The following is a 17,473-nucleotide window of genomic DNA, read 5'->3' on the forward strand; positions in this document are numbered from 1 at the left end:
GCGATTTGAGAACGACATACCGCTTTTTGCGTGCCCATGTGCTGCAGCGGCTGATCCCGCGATCGCGGCTTGCCTTCAATCCGCGCAAGCCGGTGGAAATCGTCGGCTATCTCTCGATGGTTGTCGGCGTCGGCGAATCGGCAAGGCTTTGCGCCGGCGCTCTGTCGGAGGCGGGAAGGGCGATTTCGCTTTCCGACGTCAGCACGCATCCCGACGAAGAGTCCTTCGCCGGATGGACACCGTCGCCTCTCTCGATCGAGGCGCCGGGAAGCCGTATCTGGCATCTCAATCCGCCGATGCTGCCGCGCGCCATTCTGAAGAAGGGCGTTGCGAATTTCACCCGCGCCTTCAATATCGGGTATTTCGCCTGGGAGCTCGAAGTCGTGCCGGCCGAGTGGCGCAACGCTATGCACTATATGAATGCCGTCTTCGTGCCGTCGGAATTCACCCGGCGGGCGATTGCGCCGCTCACCAAGGCACCCGTTATCGTCGTTCCGCATCCCGTCACCGCGGCGCCGGCAACGGAAGGCATGCGGGAGAAGTTCGGCATCGAGAAGGACGCCTTTCTCGTCAGCTTCATTTTCAGCGCCGGCTCCTCGATCAACCGGAAAAATCCGCAGGCGGTGATCGAAGCCTTCAGGATATTCGCCGCCGAGGCCCCAAGCGCTTTCCTGTTGATGAAGGCCAGCGGCGATGTGAACAAGGACAAAGGCCTGCGCGCACTGGTCGCTTCGGTCGCGGGTGACGCCCGGATCAGAATCGTCACTGACAGGCTGTCGAACGCCGAGATCAACGGCCTCATCCGCTCTTCCGACGCCTATCTTTCGCTGCATCGTTCCGAGGGGTTCGGGCTGACGGTTGCCGAGGCGATCATGCAGCGCACGCCGGTTATCTCAACCGCCTGGTCGGGCACGGCGGATTTCTGCGATCCGGACAATACATGGCTGGTCGACTCTCCCCTCATTCCGGTCGTCGATACCCATCCGGAATTTGCCGGGCTCGAGGGCGCGGTCTGGGCAGATCCTTCTCCGGAAGCCGCGGCCGCGCGCCTCGGGGATATCTTCCGCGCGCCCGAGCTTGCGAGAGAGAAGGCTGAAAAGGCGCGGGCCTTCCTGCTGCGCTACCTCGCTGAGAACAGCTATGAGAAAGCGCTTCAGAAGCTATCGGCGATGCAGGCAAGCTAAGGTGAGGTCGCCACTCCGCTTTATTTTAACATTTTTGCATTAGAGGTGGCGGGTATCCGGTTTTAGAGCATGTCGCGCAAAGGTATGCAGCGGTTTTGCGATAACGGCATGTGTAAAAACAAAGGCCCAAAGCGCGAGGCGCGAATCTGAAAGATCGCGACGCGTTTTAGGCCGATCCTGGCGGATGGACAGATGTCGAAGGGTATTATCGCAAATTCGATGATGAATGCGGCGGCAGGCATGTTGCTCTTGCTGACGGGCTTCATTTCATCGATCATAACGGCGCGGCTGCTCGGACCGGAAGCCAACGGCATCGTCGCCTTCTCGCTCTGGCTGGTGGTCACGGGCGCCTCGATCGCCGAACTCGGCTCCAGCATCACGCTGTTGAAGACCCTACCGCAACTTTCTGCGGAAGGATACGACGCGCGCCGCCGGCGCGGTTTTGCCGCCATCCTCGTCAGCTTCATGATGTTCTCGACCGTCGTGCTGCTGGCGCTCTACGCTCTGTTTTTCCTGACCTCCGAGGAGATGCACTGGGCCGATACCGCGCCGTCCGTCGCCCTGGTTACCGGCGTGCTGTTCTTCGTCCAGGCGATCGGATCCTTCGTCAAATTTTACCTGATTGGCGAAAAAAAGCTTGGTGCCTTCTTCCGGCTGACGGTCGCAGTCTCGATTGTGCAGCTCGCCGGTGTTGCCGTCGGCGCCGTTTTCTATGGCGTCGAGGGTGTTCTCGTCGGTTATGCGCTCGGCCAGCTCGTGCTGTTTTTCGCTACGCTGCCGATCCTTCTTTCGCGACGCGACTGGTGCGGGGTTTCGCTGAAATCTCTCGCTTCCTCCTCCGTTATCCTGTCGATCCAGTTCATCATCGATTCCATCTTCCTCAATCGGCTCGAACTGCTCTTCCTGCAGCAGTTCTGGTCGGTGGAGATGGTCGGCTACTACGCCGTCGGACTGTCGATCGCCAATATCGCCCTTCAACTGCCGATCCAGATGACCGGCAGCCTGCTGCCCTATTATTCCGAGCGGCGTCACAACAGCGACGATTCGACCTTGCCGGTCGAGGTCTTCGCAGCCGTTACCCGCAGCATGGCCTATATCGTGTTGCCGATGAGCCTCGGGCTGGCAGCGATCTCCAGCGAGCTGGTGCTTGTGGTGTTCGGCGAGGCGTTCCGCCGCAGCGGCACGGTGGTGGCGCTGCTGGCGCTCGTCGCGCCCGCCTATACCTTCATGCAGATCCTCAGCCTCTATCTGTTGTCGATGGACCGGGCCCGCTCCCGCCTGAACATCAGTGTGATAGGTGGCCTTCTCATGGTAGCGGGTTGTTTACTGATCGTACCTAGGCTTGCAGCCGAGGGTGCCGCACTCGTGCGCATCCTCGTTTTCGTTGCGATGTCGGTGATGATGATCAGACAGACAGGATTCGGATCCCAGCTTTCGGGTCTCTACGCAAGCCTGACGAAGGTGACACTCGCCTCCGTGCTCTGCGCTTGCGCGGCGATTTCCGTGCTGGAATTCCTCCATGGCCCGGTCGGACTGGTCGCTGCAATCGTCGCCGGTACAGTCTGCTATTTCGCGGCGCTCCGCGTGCTGCGCGCCGTGCCGGGCGAGGATGTCGACGTCATGCGCTCCATTCTCGACAAGATGCCGTCGCTGTTGCGCCGGCCTGTGGGGCACGCAATCAATTTCATTGCACCGCGGCTTCCCGGCGATCCCGATCGTGCCAAGGTCGCGCCCGGCGAATTCTCGCTCGATCCGGCTGCGGGTGCCGGACGCAGCGCTGCCCTGCCTGTCGTATTCGACGGCACGGTCGGGTTGTTCATGCCCGAGAATCCTCTAGTGAAGAAACGTTCGGCGGCTGTGCTTTTTGTCAGCCCGTGGGGTTTCGAGGAGATGTGCAGCCGCAAATTCTTCCGCGTTGCGGCCGAGCATTTTTCCGATATCGGCGTACCGAGCCTGCGCTTCGACTATCGCGGCACCGGCGATGCGCTCGATTTCGGCGCGCTGCCGGCAAGGCTGGAGACCTGGGAAAATTCGATCCGTGCGGCCGCCGTCAAGCTGAAGTCGCTGAGCGGCTGCGACCGCGTCATCCTCATCGCCCAGGGCCTTGGGGCAACACTTTCCCAGCGCATAGGCTCCTCGATCGACGGTGTCGACAGCCTGGTCATGCTGGCCCCGGTGCTGAGCGGCCGGGCCTATCTGCGTGAACTCAACATGTGGTCCAGGATTATCGATGCCGATCTCGGCCTCGGCAAGGAGCACGTCCAGACGGCAAAGGTGCAGATCGCCGGGTTGGTCATGCCCGAGGAGATCGCTGCCGAGCTCGGCAAGCTCAGCATCGCTTCACCGCAGGGGCTTGCAGCCCCGCGCTATCTGATCCTCGAACGTCCTGCGAAGGCCGAGGATACCGGCTTTGCCGATGCGCTGAGGGCGCTTGGCGCCGATGTCGAGCAGAGGGCTTTCGAGGGCTATGACGAGCTCGCCACCAATCCGCTGTTTGCCAAGACGCCGATTGATGTCATCGCGCTGTTGACGACGTGGCTGGAGGCAAGGACGACGGAGACGTCCGCAGCCCATTCATCGGCAGCGATCGAGAACCCGCCGCTTGCAGGTGACGGCTTTACGGAAATGCCGGTGCGTTTCGGAAGCCATGATCACCTGGTCGGCGTCGTCAGCCGGCCGCTGGGCGAGATCAAGGGCAATGCCGTGCTGTTCCTGTCGACGGCCTATGACCGGCATGCCGGCTGGGGACGGACGACGGTTGATATGGCCCGCGAGCTCGCGCGGCAAGGCGTCGTTTCGCTGCGCTTCGATTCCGCTAATGTCGGCGACAGCCCGCCGCGGCCGGATGCACCGGAACAGGTGCTTTACTCCGATACGCAGACCGCGGACGCGGTCGCCTCGCTCGATCTGCTCGAAAGCATCGTCACCGGTCCGGTCATGGTCGCCGGCCGATGCAGTGGCGGTTATCTCGCCTTCCGCGCAGGGGTCGCCGATGAGCGTTTGAAGGCCGTCGTGTCGATCAATCCCTTCGTCTACTACTGGGATCCGAAGATCCCGGTGCGCAAAGAGCATGTCGTTTCCGTTCCCCGCAGCCTGGATGACTACGGCCAGCGCCTGGCGCGGCTCGATACGCTGAAGCGGCTGCTGCGCGGCCAGGTGGATGTGGTTTCGGCGCTGCAGAATGTCGTCATCGCCGCCGGCCGCCGGTTGTCGCCGTGGATCGCGCCGCTGCTCGAGCTGCTTCCCGACCGACGCCATATCGCCCGCGAGGTCAGGCATTCCTTCGCGCTGTTCGGCAAACGCAAGGTGCCGCTGACGCTGATTTACAGCGAAGGCGATGTTGGGCTCGATCATGTCTATTTCCATTTCGGGCCGCGCGGCGCAAGGCTTTCCCGCTATCCGAACGTCCGGCTGCTGATGCTGCCGGATGCCGACCACAATCTGACGCCGCCGCAGTCGCGCAAATTCGTGCTGGACGAGATCATTCGTCTCGCAAGAGCGTGACGGGAATTTCAGCAAGCAGAATCAGATGTTTTCGACGGCGACGATATCCAACGATCTGTAGAGATCGATATAGCGTCCGGCGACGATATCCCAGGAATAGCCGCGCGTAGCGTCGAGAAGCCCAGCGCGAATGGTCTCAGGTTGGCGCGAAAGACCTTCATAGGCCGCTTCGATTGCGGTGGCGGCGGCCCCAGGATCGGTGAAATCGGCAAGCATGATAGCAGGATGCCGGCCGGCAAGTGTCGCGAAGGCATCGTTGGCGTTCAGCACCGGCAGCAGGCCGGCGCTCATCGCCTCCAGCGCCACCAGACCGAAACCTTCATATTCAGAGGCGGAGGCAAAGAGCGAGGCATCCGTGATGATCCGTCGGATGGCGCCGTTGTCGGGTGAGACGTGCAGGGTGGCCAGGCCGGAAAGGTTACGGCTTTCGATCGCGGCTTCGACATCCGCCCGGTTCAGGTCGGATTCGGCGCCGACGATATCGAGATGCCATTCCGCATCACGGGTCGTCAGCATGACCATCGCATCGAGGAGATGGTCCAGCCGCTTGTTCACCGAGAACCGGCCGATGGTGACGATGCGGCGCTTTGCCCGGCGCGAAGCGGTGTCGGCGAACTTGCCGATATCGGCGCCGTTTTCGATCAGCAGGCTGTCGGGCACGATTTCCGAAAACTGCTTGAGGTCGGACGCGCTGCAGCAGACGACCCTGCGATAGGCCAGTGCCGAGGCGCGGGTCAACGTCCGGAACCAGATCTTCTTGATCGCCGCGTATTTTCGCGTGTGGAAGAAGCCGCCATGGGTGGTGACGATCATCGGCTTACGATGCAGCAGCCGGCCCCAGGCGAGCGCGTCGAAGAAAAAGTCGATGGCATGGACATGCACGAGATCGGCATCGGCGAGATGACGGAAAACCTTAGGCGCCAGCGGATAACGGCTGCTGCCGGACCAGGGAATGCGCACCACCTCGATGCCGTCGATGTTTTCGCGCGGCTGCAGTTTGTCCTCAGGCGCGGTGAACAATGAATCGAGCGTGACCACGCGGACGCGATAACCGCGCCGGACAGTCTGGCGGGCGAGATTGGCGACCACGTCTTCCAGGCCGCCGCGGTTGGGCAGGAACTGGCGCACGACATGGACGATCAGCGGCGCCGGTTCCGGCTGCGCCTTCTCGCGCACCCTATCTGCCTCGACGATCGCCATTTTCCACCTATAGCTGCGCACGTTGCCCCGAGTTGAGGCGGGACTCTTATAGCAACGACCAGATCTCTCCGGCGTTAAGCCGCGGTTTAAGCGGCGTCCCGAAAGGCGATTCTTCGCGAAAAAGGTTAACCGCGTCTGATTGATTCAGAGCATCTTTGTTTTTACGCAATTCCGGACGTAAAACCGCAGCACACTTTTGTTGGAATTGCTTCAGAAGGCCTTGAAAGTCAGGGTCGTCAGCGAGCGGACGATGCCGGGAATATTGGCGATGTTGTCGTTGATGAACTTGCCGATATCCTGGCCTTCTTCGATGTAGACCTTCAGCAGCAGGTCGTAGTCGCCGCTGGTGGAATAGAGCTCCGAGACCAGTTCGGTCTGGTAGATGGCATCGGCGACCTCATAGGTCTTGCCGGGGGCGCATTGGAGCTGGACGAAGATCGGCTTCATGGGGATTTCCTGCAAAGGGTTGGTTGGTGGCATAATGGTCGAAAGCGCCATGCCGATGCAAGCCGTTCGTCACGCGGCCGGATCGGCGGCCGCTTCCGAGACGATCCAATCGCGAAAAGCGGCAAGCGGCGCATAGTCGGCCCGCTCGGGCGGAAAGGCGAGATAATAGCGTTCGCGGCTTTCCATTTCACGGTCGACAGCGGCGACGAGATCGCCGCGGCTGATCTCCTCTTGCATCAGAAATGTCGGCAGGAGGGCGATGCCGAGGCCGGCGATCGCCGCTTGGGCGGCGGTGGCGAACTGGTCGAAGAGCATGCCGTGCACGCTTTCGAAGGAAACGCCGTTGCCGGCGAACCATTGCTCCCAGGCATCGGGCCGCGTCGTCAGGTGCAGCAGCGGAACCGAAAGCAGATCCTGTGGTCCGGAGATTGCGTAGCGCTTCAGAAACTCAGGGCTGCAGGCCGGCACCGTGCGCTCCGACATCAGAAAAGCCAGTTCGGCGCCCGGCCAGTGCGGGTGGCCGAAATGGATGGCGGCGTCGATCGAATCGAGGCGGAAATCGAAGGGCGAAAGCCGGGTCACCAGATTGATGGTGACGCCGGGATTGGCGGCGAGGAAACGCCCCAGGCGCGGCGCCAGCCAGCGCGTGCCGAAGGTCGGCAGGATGGCAAGATTGAGCGTGCCGCCATACGGATTTGCGCGCAGGTTCAGCGAGGCGCTGGATATGCGCCGCAGCGCCTCGCGGATTTCACGGGCATAACTGTCACCGGCAAGCGTCAGCCGCATGGTCTGGCGTTCGCGCCGGAAGAGTTCGACGCCAAGCTGCTGCTCCAGCGCGCTCACCTGACGGCTGACGGCGCTCTGGGTCAGATCGAGTTCGCGCGCGGCTGCCGTCACGCTGCCGGTGCGGGCGACCGCCTCAAAGGCGGCGAGATGCGAAATCGATGGCAAAAATCGTCTTGAAGCAAACATGATCATTCCGCTTCAGAATGAGCTATTTCCAAAATGTCGATATTTCTGGGTTTGTTACGCTTGTAAAGAGGTTCATCCTGCAAAAGCGGAATGAGCCTGAGTCCCCGATGCCGAAAGCCTTCGTTTCCACAGACCGTATCCGTTCGCTCTTTACCGAGGCGATGTCGCAGATGTACCGGGCAGAGGTGCCGCAATACGGCACGCTGATCGAACTGGTGGCGGATGTGAATGCCGGCTGCCTCGAAAACGACCCCGAACTGCGGGAGCGACTGGCCCGCGCCGGCGAACTGGAGCGCATCGATGTCGAGCGCCACGGCGCCATCCGGCTCGGCACGGCAGAAGAACTTTTCACCATTCGACGGCTGTTTGCGGTCATGGGAATGCAGGCCGTCGGCTATTACGATCTTTCGGTTGCCGGCGTGCCTGTTCATTCCACCAGCTTCCGGCCGGTCGACGAGGCTGCGCTCAACGTTAATCCATTCCGCGTCTTTACCTCGCTGTTACGGCTGGAGCTGATCGAAGACGAGGGGCTGCGCGGCGAAGCGGCGGCCATTCTGGCGGCACGGCGCATCTATACGCCGCGCGCCATCGCGCTGATCGAGCGTCATGAGCGGGACGGCGGCCTGACCGGGCCGGAAGCAGTGGAATTCGTCGCCGAGGCGCTCGAAACCTTCCGCTGGCACGGTGAGGCGACAATCAGCGCCAAGACTTACAAGCGCCTGCACGATGCGCACCGGTTGATCGCCGACGTCGTCAGCTTCAAGGGGCCGCATATCAACCACCTGACGCCGCGCACGCTGGATATCGACGCAGTCCAGGCCCGCATGCCGGAACGCGGCATCACGCCGAAGGCCGTCATCGAAGGACCACCGCGCCGTCATTGCGATATCCTCTTGCGGCAGACGAGTTTCAAGGCGCTGGAGGAAAGGATCGGCTTTTCCGATGACGACGGTGCGATCCGGGGTACGCATACTGCCCGCTTCGGCGAGATCGAACAGCGCGGTGTGGCGCTGACGGCCAAGGGCCGAGCGCTCTACGACCGGCTGCTCGCCTCGGTTCGCGGCGAGGTCCAGGTCGTCGCCGGCGGCGCCAAGGCCGGCGCCTACGACAGCGAACTTGCCGAGCGTTTCAAGGCGCTGCCGGACAGCTGGGAAGAGCTGCGCAGGCAGGGTCTGGCCTTCTTCCGTTATTCCGCCACACCTGCTGGCATTGCCGCCGCCGTCCGCGGCACGCTGCCCGACGATCCGGAAGCGTTGATCACCAACGGTTACCTCGCCTTCGCCCCGATCGTCTATGAAGACTTCCTGCCGGTCAGCGCAGCCGGCATCTTTCAGTCGAACCTCGGCGCCGACCAGCAGCAGAATTATGCGACCCGCTCGAACCGCGACGCCTTCGAGGCAGCACTTGGCGGGACCGTCCAGGACGAGCTGGCGCTTTATGCCGAACGCCAGACGGCATCGCTGGATGCGGCGATGGAGGCGCTCGGTCTTGCGGGCCTGCAACTGAAGACCGTCGCGTAAAATGGTGGCTTCAACCCTTCATCATATGCGTTAGAGTACCGCGATTTCGCTCCGATCGGACTGAGCCATGCTGAATGATCCGCGCTCCCACGGCCTCTGGGAAAAGACCGCAGCCGAACCACCGGCCACCTCGCCGCTTGCAGGCGCGGTGTCGGCCGATGTCGTCATCGTCGGCGGCGGTTACACCGGCCTGTCGTCTGCCCTGCATCTTGCCGAAGCCGGGTCGAAGGTGGTGCTGCTGGAAGCCAAGGAGATCGGCTTCGGCGGGGCGGGGCGCAATGTCGGCCTGATCAATGCCGGCATGTGGGTGATGCCCGACGATCTGCCCGGCGTGCTCGGCCCGGTGCATGGCGAACGTCTGCTCGAGCTGCTCGGCAATGCGCCAAAGCTGGTCATGGAACTGATCGACAGGCACGGGGTTGCCTGTGAAGTCGAACGCAACGGCACGCTGCATTGCGCTGTCGGTGCGGACGGGCTGAAGGAGATCGAAGAACGCGCGGCGCAATGGTCCGCCCGCGGCGCCGCCGTAACGCTGCTCGATGCGGCGGAGACGGCCAGACGCATCGGCAGCGATGCCTATACCGGTTCGCTGCTCGACATGCGCGCCGGAACGCTGCAACCGCTGGCCTATGCGCGCGGTCTTGCCCATGCCGCCGTCAAATCAGGCGTCGTCATTCACACATCCAGTCCGGTCGTTGCAACGGAGCGTCACGGCAGCCGCTGGAAGGTGAAGACCGAAAGCGGCGAAGTCAGCGCCGAATGGATCATCGTCGCGACGGACGCCTACAGCACCGGACCGTGGGAGCAGGTGCGCAGCGAACAGGTGCATCTGCCCTATTTCAATTTCGCCACCGTGCCGCTCGGCCACAATCTGCGTCAGTCGATCCTGGCGGGCCGGGAAGGCGCGTGGGATACCAAGGAAATCCTCTCCTCCTTCCGAATGGATCAGGCTGGACGTCTGGTGTTCGGCAGTGTCGGGGCGTTGCGCAATACCGGGCTCACCGTGCATAAGGGTTGGGCCAAGCGCGCCCTGAAGCGGCTGTTTCCGGTTATCGGTGATGTCGAATTCGAGTGCGAATGGTATGGCCAGATCGGCATGACCGACAATGCGCTGCCGCGCTTTCACAAATTCGCGCCAAATGTCGTCGGCTTTTCGGGTTACAATGGCCGCGGCATTGCGCCCGGCACGGTCTTCGGCCGGACGCTGGCAGAGCATATCCTCGGCCGGCTTGCCGAAGCCGACCTGCCGCTGCCGCTGACGTCGCCGACCGAACCGAGGCTCCGTGCGCTGAAGGAACTATGGTACGAAGCGGGCGCTCAAGTCGCCCATTTCGCCGATGCCCGCTTTTGAGAACCGGTAAACGCTTCCGGGAAGCGAAACTCGCTTCTGAGAATAATAAGATTGGAACCACGACAATGAATATCGCCGTCCTCGATCTCGCCACCGAAACCGCCAAGCTGCTTGCCGAACTCGGCGTCGATGCCGGCCGCTATCACGGCGGCACCCTGTCGGTCAGCTCGCCGGTCACCGGCAAGGAAATCGGCAAACTCAGAGAGCATTCGGTTGCCGAGGCGAATGCGGCGATCGAAGAGGCGCATAAGGCCTTCCTCGAATGGCGTGCCGTACCGGCACCGAAGCGCGGCGAACTGGTCCGCCTGCTCGGCGAGGAACTGCGCGCCGCCAAGGCAGCACTCGGCCGTCTCGTCTCGATCGAAGTCGGCAAGATCACATCCGAAGGCCTCGGCGAAGTGCAGGAGATGATCGATATCTGCGATTTCGCGGTCGGCCTTTCCCGTCAGCTCTACGGCCTGACGATCGCCACCGAGCGCTCCGAACACCGGATGATGGAAAGCTGGCATCCGCTCGGTGTGATCGGTATCATCTCCGCCTTCAACTTCCCTGTTGCTGTCTGGTCGTGGAATGCGGCGCTGGCGATGGTCTGCGGCAATTCCACCGTCTGGAAGCCCTCGGAAAAGACACCTTTGGCCGCCCTTGCCGTGCAGGCACTGTTCGAGAAGGCGCTGAAGCGCTTCATCGCCGAGGGCGGCACGGCTCCGGCCAATCTATCGACTTTGATCATCGGCGGCCGTGAAGTCGGCGAAGTGCTGGTCGACCATCCGAAGATCCCACTCGTTTCCGCCACCGGCTCGACGGCCATGGGCCGCGCCGTCGGTCCGCGGCTGTCGCAGCGTTTTGCCCGCGCCATTCTCGAACTCGGCGGCAACAATGCGGCGATCGTCTGCCCAAGCGCCGATCTCGACCTGACGTTGCGCGGCGTTGCCTTCTCCGCCATGGGCACGGCCGGCCAGCGCTGCACGACGCTGCGTCGTCTCTTCGTGCATGACAGCGTCTACGACCAATTGGTGCCGCGCCTGCAGAAGGCCTATGGCTCCGTCACCATCGGCAATCCGCTCGAAACCGGCACGCTGGTGGGACCACTGATCGACGGCAAGGCTTTCGAGAAGATGCAGGCAGCACTTGGCGAAGCGAAATCGGCCGGCGGCAAGGTGACCGGCGGCGACCGCGTCGACAATGGTTCGACTGACGCCTTTTACGTTCGCCCGGCGCTGGTCGAAATGCCTGATCAGACCGGCCCGGTCGAGCACGAGACCTTCGCGCCGATCCTCTATGTGATCAAATATAGCGATTTCGACGCGGTGCTGGCGCTGCACAATGCCGTGCCGCAGGGACTGTCGTCGTCGATCTTCACCAACGACATGCGCGAGGCCGAAACCTTCGTCTCCGCCCGCGGCTCGGATTGCGGCATCGCCAATGTCAATCTCGGGCCATCGGGCGCCGAAATCGGCGGCGCCTTCGGTGGCGAGAAGGAAACCGGCGGTGGCCGCGAATCCGGCTCGGATGCCTGGAAGGCCTATATGCGGCGCTCCACCAACACGATCAATTACGGCAGGACGCTGCCGCTTGCGCAGGGCGTCAAGTTCGACGTCGAATAAGCCGGCTGCAACGGGCGGCATTCCCTAAAGCGCGTCGCATGCAATTGATTCATGCGACGCGCGTTAGCTCTTTGTTTTGAAGTGTGTCGCTATCCGGAACCACTGCACACTTCCGGGCGACATGCAGGGGGCGTCGCCTTTTTGGCCAATCGCGATTTATTCCACTATAACATGAAACATTTAGTCAAGATATTGTGATGGCTTTTTCGGGCAAGCCAAACTTGAAATCCTCAGTCAGGAAAAATATACGCCTCTCATCACCCGTGGAGACCTCGGGTGACATCGCCACGGAGGCCATCATGAACATTGCTCTTAGCCGTTTTTCCCTCGCGCTTGCCGCTTCGCTTCTCGCCGCCACCGCGCTCGCCGGTAGCGCCAATGCGCAGGACGAAAGTCTCGTCGTCTACAATGCCCAGCATGAAAGCCTGGGCCGCGAATGGATCGATGCCTTCACCAAGGAGACCGGCATCAAGGTCACCATGCGGCAGGGCGGCGACATGCAGTTCGCCAACCAGATCATTCAGGAAGGCGACGCCTCTCCGGCCGACGTGTTCCTGACCGAGAATTCGCCGGCGATGACGCTGGTCGATGGCGCGGGCCTCTTTGCCCCCATCGAAAAGGACACGCTGGACCAGGTTCCCGATCAATATCGCCCGGCTGACGGCATGTGGACCGGCATTGCCGCCCGCACCACCGTTTTTGCCTATGACAAGACGAAGCTCACCGAAGACAAGCTGCCGAAGTCGATGCTCGACCTTGCTGATCCGGCCTGGAAGGGTCGCTGGGGTGCGTCACCTGCCGGCGCCGATTTCCAGGCCATCGTCGCTGCGCTGCTGCAGCTCAAGGGTGAGCAGGCGACCGCCGACTGGCTGAAGGCTCTCAAGGAAAACGCCACGCCCTATAAGGGCAACAGCGTCGCCATGAAGGCCGTCAATGCAGGCGAAGTCGAGGGTGCGATCATCTATCACTATTATTGGTTCGGCGATCAGGCGAAGACCGGCGAGAACAGCAAGAATGTCGGCCTGCACTACTTCAAGAACCAGGATCCCGGCGCCTTCGTCAGCGTTTCGGGCGGCGGCATCCTGAAGTCAACGCAACACATGAAGGAAGCCCAGGCTTTCCTGAAGTTCCTCACCAGCAAGGCCGGCCAGGCGGTTCTCAAGGATGGTGACTCCTACGAATATGCCGTCGGCAAGGACGCGCCCTCCAACGACAAGCTCGCTCCGCTCGCCGATCTCGACGCGCCGAAAGTCGAAGCTTCGACGCTCGACAGCAAGAAGGTTGTGGAGCTGATGACGGCCGCCGGCCTGATCTGACCTTCTGGCGCAGGCGACTTCCGCCAAAACTATTGCTTTTGGCTCAAGAAAACCTTAGGGCATGACGAAATCCGGCAACCGCTCCTCAAAAGCGGTTGCCTTCCTTTTTCAGCGTGTAAAGGCATCGGCCTTGCTGCAGGACAACAGATTGCTCGCATCCGGTAACGCGGCGCCGGTCGCGCCTGGGGGGCGGATGGGTTTGCCGCGCGCGCCCATGCCGCACGCTTCCGTGGTGCTGCTGGCAACCGTCGTCGCGATCTTCAGCCTGGTGCCGCTCGGCTTCATCGGCTGGGTCACCTATGATGTCGGCTGGGAAACGGTAAACGCCCTGGTCTTTCGGCCGCGCGTCGGCGAACTGCTCGTCAACACGGTTCTGCTGGAATCGCTCACCATTCCACTATCGATCGCGCTTGCGGTGACGCTTGCCTGGCTGACCGAGCGGACCGACATTCCTTTCGCGCGGCTCTGCGCCTGGCTTGCGATTGCTCCGCTCGCCGTGCCTGCCTTCGTACACAGCTATGCCTGGGTCAGCCTCGTCCCCGGCATGCACGGCCTGCAGAGCGGTGTCTTCGTCTCGGTGATCGCCTATTATCCTTTTCTCTACCTGCCGGTCGCCGCGGCGTTGCGCCGTCTCGATCCGGCGATCGAGGATGCCGCGGCCTCGCTGGGTCTCAATCCCTGGCGGGTCTTCTTCCGGGCGGTGTTGCCGCAGCTCCGACTCGCCATTTGCGGCGGCTCGCTGCTGATCGGGCTGCATCTGCTTTCGGAGTACGGCCTGTTTGTGATGATCCGGTTCGACACTTTCGCGACGGCGATTGTCGATCAGTTCCAGTCCTCCTACAACAGTCCCGCCTCCAACATGCTCGGCGGCGTGCTCGTCGCCTGCTGTCTTTTTCTGCTCGGCTTCGAGGTGCTGGTGCGCGGCAACGAACGGTATGCACGCGTCGGCTCCGGCTCGCCGCGTCCGACAGATCGCCGCCGGCTCGGCTGGTTCGTGGTGCCGGCCGTTTTTCTGCCTGTCGTCCTGGCGGTGCTGACCCTCGGCGTGCCGCTGGTGACGCTTGGCCGCTGGCTCTATCTCGGCGGCACCGAGATCTGGCGCATCGAAGTCGGCAGCGCTTTCCTGCAGACGATCGTGCTTGCCATTGTCGGCGGCGTGCTGGCGACGATTGCCGCAGCACCGATGGCCTGGCTTTCCGTGCGTGCGCCCGGCCGTTTGCAGCGCGTGCTCGAAGCCTGCCATTACTATGTCGGCTCGCTGCCGGGTGTCGTCGTGGCGCTGGCGCTGGTGACGATCACCGTGCGTCTCGTGCTGCCCCTCTACCAGACCTTTGCAACGCTGCTCGTCGCCTATGTGATGCTTTTCCTGCCCCGCGCCATGGTGGGGCTGCGCGCCAGCATCGCCCAGGCACCGGTGGAGCTGGAGCGCGCCGCGATGGGCCTCGGCCGCACCCCAGGGCAGGCGGTACGGCAGATCACCATGCGGCTTGCCGCACCCGGAGCGGCGGCCAGCGTCGCGCTCGCCGCCCTCGGCATTACCAATGAACTGACGGCGACCCTGATGCTGTCGCCCAACGGCGTCGATACGCTGGCGACGAAATTCTGGTCGCTGACCAGCGAGATCGATTATGTTTCGGCTGCGCCCTATGCCTTCATGATGATCGTGCTGTCGCTGCCGCTCACGCTGATGCTCTATACCCAATCGAAACGGACTGCCGGCCAATGACGCTGCTTACGATCGAAAACATCAGCAAGCGCTACGGGCCTGTGCAGGCGCTGAAGGATATTTCGCTCGATGTCCAGGCGGGCAGCCGCACCGCCGTCGTTGGCCCGTCCGGTTCGGGCAAGACGACACTGCTGCGCATCATTGCCGGCTTCGAGCAGCCCGACGTCGGGAGAGTGACGCTCGATGGCGAGGTGCTTGCCGACGGCCCCGCGACGGTGCCGGCTCACAAGCGCGGCATCGGCATCGTTTCGCAGGACGGCGCGCTGTTTCCGCACTTAAGCGTCGCCGAAAATATCGGCTTCGGCTTCGAGCGGGGTGCGGCCGACCGTGAGAAGCGTATCGTCGAGCTGCTCGATATGGTCGAGCTCGACCGCGGCATGCTGGTGCGGCGCCCGCATCAGCTTTCCGGCGGCCAGCAGCAGCGCGTGGCGCTTGCCCGCGCGCTCGGCCGCAAGCCGCGGCTGATGCTGCTCGACGAACCTTTCTCGGCACTCGACACCGGGTTGCGCGAGAACATGCGCAAGGCGGTTGCGCGCGTTCTCAAGGCGGCCGGCATTACCACCATTCTGGTTACGCATGATCAGGAAGAGGCGCTGACCTTTGCCGATCAGGTCGCGGTGCTCAGAGAAGGACGGCTGGTTCAGGCCGGGTCGCCGCAATCATTGTATCTGCATCCCAGGGATCGTGAGACAGCACTGTTCCTCGGCGATGCCGTGCTGCTTCCCGCGATCATTCGGAACGGTCTGGCCGACTGCGCGCTTGGCCGCGTCGCCGTCGAAGGCAGTCGTCAGGGCAAAGCGGAGATCATGCTGCGGCCGGAGCAGATCCGCGTCGTTGCCGATGAAAGCGATCGCAACCATGGCGGACGTGTCGTCGAGGTGGAGTTCGGCGGCGCGGTCTGCACCGTTGCCGTTTCGCTCGACGGTGTTGCCCTGCCGCCGATCCTGATCAAGACCTCGAGCGTTGCGCTGCCGGCGCGAGGCGATCTCGTTCGCCTCGATATCGCCGGCAAGGCGCATGTTTTCGAGAGCTGAGTGAAAGCGTCGCGCGTCCGAGGACGCTCAGAACCCCCATAACTTCTTGTTTTAACGCAATTCCGGACGGAAAACCGCTTCGCACTTTTCCTGTAATTGCTTTAGCCGAACTTGCGCACCACTTCTTGCGGCTCGATGCCTTCAAGCCAGCCGCCGGTAAAGCCGGCGCGCTCGAGCCCGAGCCGGATGGCCGGCGATTGCCTCATCAGCTTCCAGATGAAGTCGGAGCGCTCGTTCTCGACGGTCATGACGAGAAGACCCTGATCAATGCCGACGGTGCGGTCGTCGACCCAGCCTTCCGGCCGCGTGGTCTTGACCGTCGGGTTGAAGCCGCCGGGAAAGCCGCCTTCCAAGAGCAGGTTCGGATAGCTGGTCAAAAGTGCCTTGGTGCCATCCAAAGCCGCCTGCCGGTCATAGGGCAGGCAGGCGAGGGCTGCCCAGGGTGCGATCGTGCCGTCATCCGGGCCGAGCGGGGCGCCGCGGGCGGCATAACCCAGAACCTTCGGCTGGCGGCCGCCGCGCATGCGCCGCGTCGGCGGCGGGCCGTCGCAGGCGGAGAAACCCCAGATATTCTTGTTATAGCCGACGAACTGGCCGGGATTGCGCTCGGCATAATCACGCTGGACGTTGATGACCGCCTGCGTGTTGCGGAAATAATCCCAGTTCCGCTCCGCCATCGGCTTGTCCTGAATGCCGCGGAAATCGATCCAGGCATGAGAGAACAGGTGGATGAACAGCGGCCCGGCATAGAGATAGGACTGTTCGCCGTGCAGCATCCAGGAATAGCTTGACGTAAAGGCGTCGTAGCAAGACTGCGGGATGGGGTGCGTCGGCGATGCGAGCGCCAGTGCGTAAAGGATGATCGCCTCGTCGAAGCCGTGATAGCGCCAACGCAGGAAGCCGGAAGAGGGCTTCCAACCCATGGCAATGGTGTCGCCCTTGTTCAACGCCCAGCGCCAATCGACGCGCTCGTAGATGAAGGTCGCGAGCTCACGGATTTCCGTTTCCGTCTCGTCGTCTTCGCGGTTGAAATACTGCGCTGATGTCAGGATGCCGGCGACCAGCAGCGCCGTATCGATGGTCGACAGCTCGCTGTTCCAGGCGCGGTGGCCGGTATCCATATGCAGAAAGTGGTAGAAGAAGCCGCGGTGGCCGGTGGCGTGGCGTTCCTCGCCCTGACGCGCGCCGGCGAAAAACCGCAGCGTATTGACCGTGCGTTCGGCTGCTTCCGCGCGGCTGATCCAGCAACGCTCGACACCGACGGGATAGGAGGAAAGGGCAAAGCCGACGGCTGCGATACTTGCCGGCACGCCGCCGATCGAGGTATCGGCCACCAGGCCATTTTCGGGATTGGAATATTTCAGGAAGTACTTGAATGCCGAATGCTGCAGCCTGTCGACAAGCGCTGCATCAATATCTTCAATCCGTTGCAGCATAGGCTCCTACCCAACTGTTGCATCGCCCCATGCTTGAACATGACGGCCGTCCCCCGGCAAATCAAACCTTTTTGATTCGCAGGGATAAGAGAACACAAATGGGCAGAAGTGGTCGTTAATAATTATCGGTGAAATAATATCTAGTAGAAGTCATATAAGCGGTGCAGCAAAAGCAGCGG

Annotated in this window: 12 protein-coding genes; 8 read left to right on the forward strand and 4 right to left on the reverse strand. The window is 62.3% G+C overall.

Features of this window, described 5'->3' with window-relative positions; all coding sequences use genetic code 11:
- Positions 1-5 precede the first annotated feature (5 nt).
- Together HJB84_RS05515 and HJB84_RS05520 are read left to right on the forward strand one after the other, a co-directional pair.
- Entirely contained in the window at positions 6-1,184 is a 1,179-nt protein-coding gene (locus tag HJB84_RS05515; RefSeq protein WP_221115439.1) for a glycosyltransferase family 4 protein, read from the forward strand.
- 192 nt (positions 1,185-1,376) lie between these two features.
- On the forward strand, positions 1,377-4,688 hold the full coding sequence (locus HJB84_RS05520; RefSeq protein WP_207582203.1) for an oligosaccharide flippase family protein: 3,312 nt from the start codon (positions 1,377-1,379) through the stop codon (positions 4,686-4,688).
- A gap of 21 nt (positions 4,689-4,709) precedes the next feature.
- On the opposite strand, the gene HJB84_RS05525 is transcribed toward HJB84_RS05520, so the two are convergent.
- The 3 genes from HJB84_RS05525 to HJB84_RS05535 all read right to left on the reverse strand — a co-directional run bounded on the left by HJB84_RS05525 (position 4,710) and on the right by HJB84_RS05535 (position 7,313).
- The gene (locus HJB84_RS05525; RefSeq protein WP_221115548.1) at positions 4,710-5,888 is read right to left on the reverse strand and encodes a glycosyltransferase family 4 protein; all 1,179 of its coding nucleotides are present in this window, start codon (positions 5,886-5,888) and stop codon (positions 4,710-4,712) included.
- A 210-nt stretch (positions 5,889-6,098) separates the two neighbouring features.
- Entirely contained in the window at positions 6,099-6,335 is a 237-nt protein-coding gene (locus HJB84_RS05530) for an Lrp/AsnC ligand binding domain-containing protein (protein WP_003567502.1), read from the reverse strand.
- A 69-nt stretch (positions 6,336-6,404) separates the two neighbouring features.
- A complete protein-coding gene (locus tag HJB84_RS05535) occupies positions 6,405-7,313 on the reverse strand; it encodes a LysR family transcriptional regulator (protein WP_207582202.1) in 909 nt (302 codons plus the stop codon).
- Positions 7,314-7,414: 101 nt separating this feature from the next.
- On the opposite strand from HJB84_RS05535, the gene HJB84_RS05540 reads away from it, so the two are divergent.
- From HJB84_RS05540 to HJB84_RS05565, 6 genes are all read left to right on the forward strand, one after another.
- Positions 7,415-8,827: a VOC family protein gene (locus HJB84_RS05540; RefSeq protein ID WP_207582201.1), complete on the forward strand. Its 1,413-nt coding sequence runs from the start codon at positions 7,415-7,417 to the stop codon at positions 8,825-8,827.
- 67 nt (positions 8,828-8,894) lie between these two features.
- The gene (locus HJB84_RS05545; RefSeq protein WP_221115440.1) at positions 8,895-10,178 is read left to right on the forward strand and encodes an FAD-binding oxidoreductase; all 1,284 of its coding nucleotides are present in this window, start codon (positions 8,895-8,897) and stop codon (positions 10,176-10,178) included.
- Positions 10,179-10,243: 65 nt separating this feature from the next.
- Complete coding sequence (locus tag HJB84_RS05550; protein WP_221115441.1) at positions 10,244-11,782, forward strand: aldehyde dehydrogenase family protein; 1,539 nt, start codon at positions 10,244-10,246, stop codon at positions 11,780-11,782.
- A 299-nt stretch (positions 11,783-12,081) separates the two neighbouring features.
- The gene (locus tag HJB84_RS05555; protein ID WP_207582198.1) at positions 12,082-13,098 is read left to right on the forward strand and encodes an iron ABC transporter substrate-binding protein; all 1,017 of its coding nucleotides are present in this window, start codon (positions 12,082-12,084) and stop codon (positions 13,096-13,098) included.
- 61 nt (positions 13,099-13,159) lie between these two features.
- Positions 13,160-14,824: an iron ABC transporter permease gene (locus HJB84_RS05560; protein ID WP_221115442.1), complete on the forward strand. Its 1,665-nt coding sequence runs from the start codon at positions 13,160-13,162 to the stop codon at positions 14,822-14,824.
- Positions 14,821-15,858, forward strand: coding sequence for an ABC transporter ATP-binding protein (locus HJB84_RS05565; RefSeq protein ID WP_207582196.1), 1,038 nt, complete (start codon positions 14,821-14,823; stop codon positions 15,856-15,858). Before HJB84_RS05560 ends, HJB84_RS05565 begins: the two co-directional genes overlap by 4 nt.
- A 101-nt stretch (positions 15,859-15,959) precedes the next feature.
- Here HJB84_RS05565 and HJB84_RS05570 read toward each other — a convergent pair whose 3' ends face one another.
- Positions 15,960-17,294 (reverse strand): glucoamylase family protein, encoded by a 1,335-nt coding sequence (locus tag HJB84_RS05570; protein WP_221115443.1) that lies wholly within the window; start codon positions 17,292-17,294, stop codon positions 15,960-15,962.
- Positions 17,295-17,473: the final 179 nt, after the last annotated feature.

The sequence above is a fragment of the Rhizobium sp. NZLR1b genome, from assembly GCF_019685155.1.
In the GTDB taxonomy this organism is placed as follows: Bacteria; Pseudomonadota; Alphaproteobacteria; order Rhizobiales; family Rhizobiaceae; genus Rhizobium.

Excerpts from the sequence above, each read along its gene's own strand:
- HJB84_RS05550 (WP_221115441.1), top strand. The coding sequence starts at position 10,244 with ATGAATATCGCCGTCCTCGATCTCGCCACCGAAACCGCCAAGCTGCTT.
- HJB84_RS05570 (WP_221115443.1), bottom strand. The coding sequence starts at position 17,294 with ATGCTGCAACGGATTGAAGATATTGATGCAGCGCTTGTCGACAGGCTG.
- HJB84_RS05540 (WP_207582201.1), top strand. The coding sequence starts at position 7,415 with ATGCCGAAAGCCTTCGTTTCCACAGACCGTATCCGTTCGCTCTTTACC.
- HJB84_RS05545 (WP_221115440.1), top strand. The coding sequence starts at position 8,895 with ATGCTGAATGATCCGCGCTCCCACGGCCTCTGGGAAAAGACCGCAGCC.
- HJB84_RS05525 (WP_221115548.1), bottom strand. The coding sequence starts at position 5,888 with ATGGCGATCGTCGAGGCAGATAGGGTGCGCGAGAAGGCGCAGCCGGAA.
- HJB84_RS05530 (WP_003567502.1), bottom strand. The coding sequence starts at position 6,335 with ATGAAGCCGATCTTCGTCCAGCTCCAATGCGCCCCCGGCAAGACCTAT.
- HJB84_RS05520 (WP_207582203.1), top strand. The coding sequence starts at position 1,377 with ATGTCGAAGGGTATTATCGCAAATTCGATGATGAATGCGGCGGCAGGC.
- HJB84_RS05535 (WP_207582202.1), bottom strand. The coding sequence starts at position 7,313 with ATGATCATGTTTGCTTCAAGACGATTTTTGCCATCGATTTCGCATCTC.
- HJB84_RS05560 (WP_221115442.1), top strand. The coding sequence starts at position 13,160 with ATGACGAAATCCGGCAACCGCTCCTCAAAAGCGGTTGCCTTCCTTTTT.
- HJB84_RS05555 (WP_207582198.1), top strand. The coding sequence starts at position 12,082 with ATGAACATTGCTCTTAGCCGTTTTTCCCTCGCGCTTGCCGCTTCGCTT.
- HJB84_RS05565 (WP_207582196.1), top strand. The coding sequence starts at position 14,821 with ATGACGCTGCTTACGATCGAAAACATCAGCAAGCGCTACGGGCCTGTG.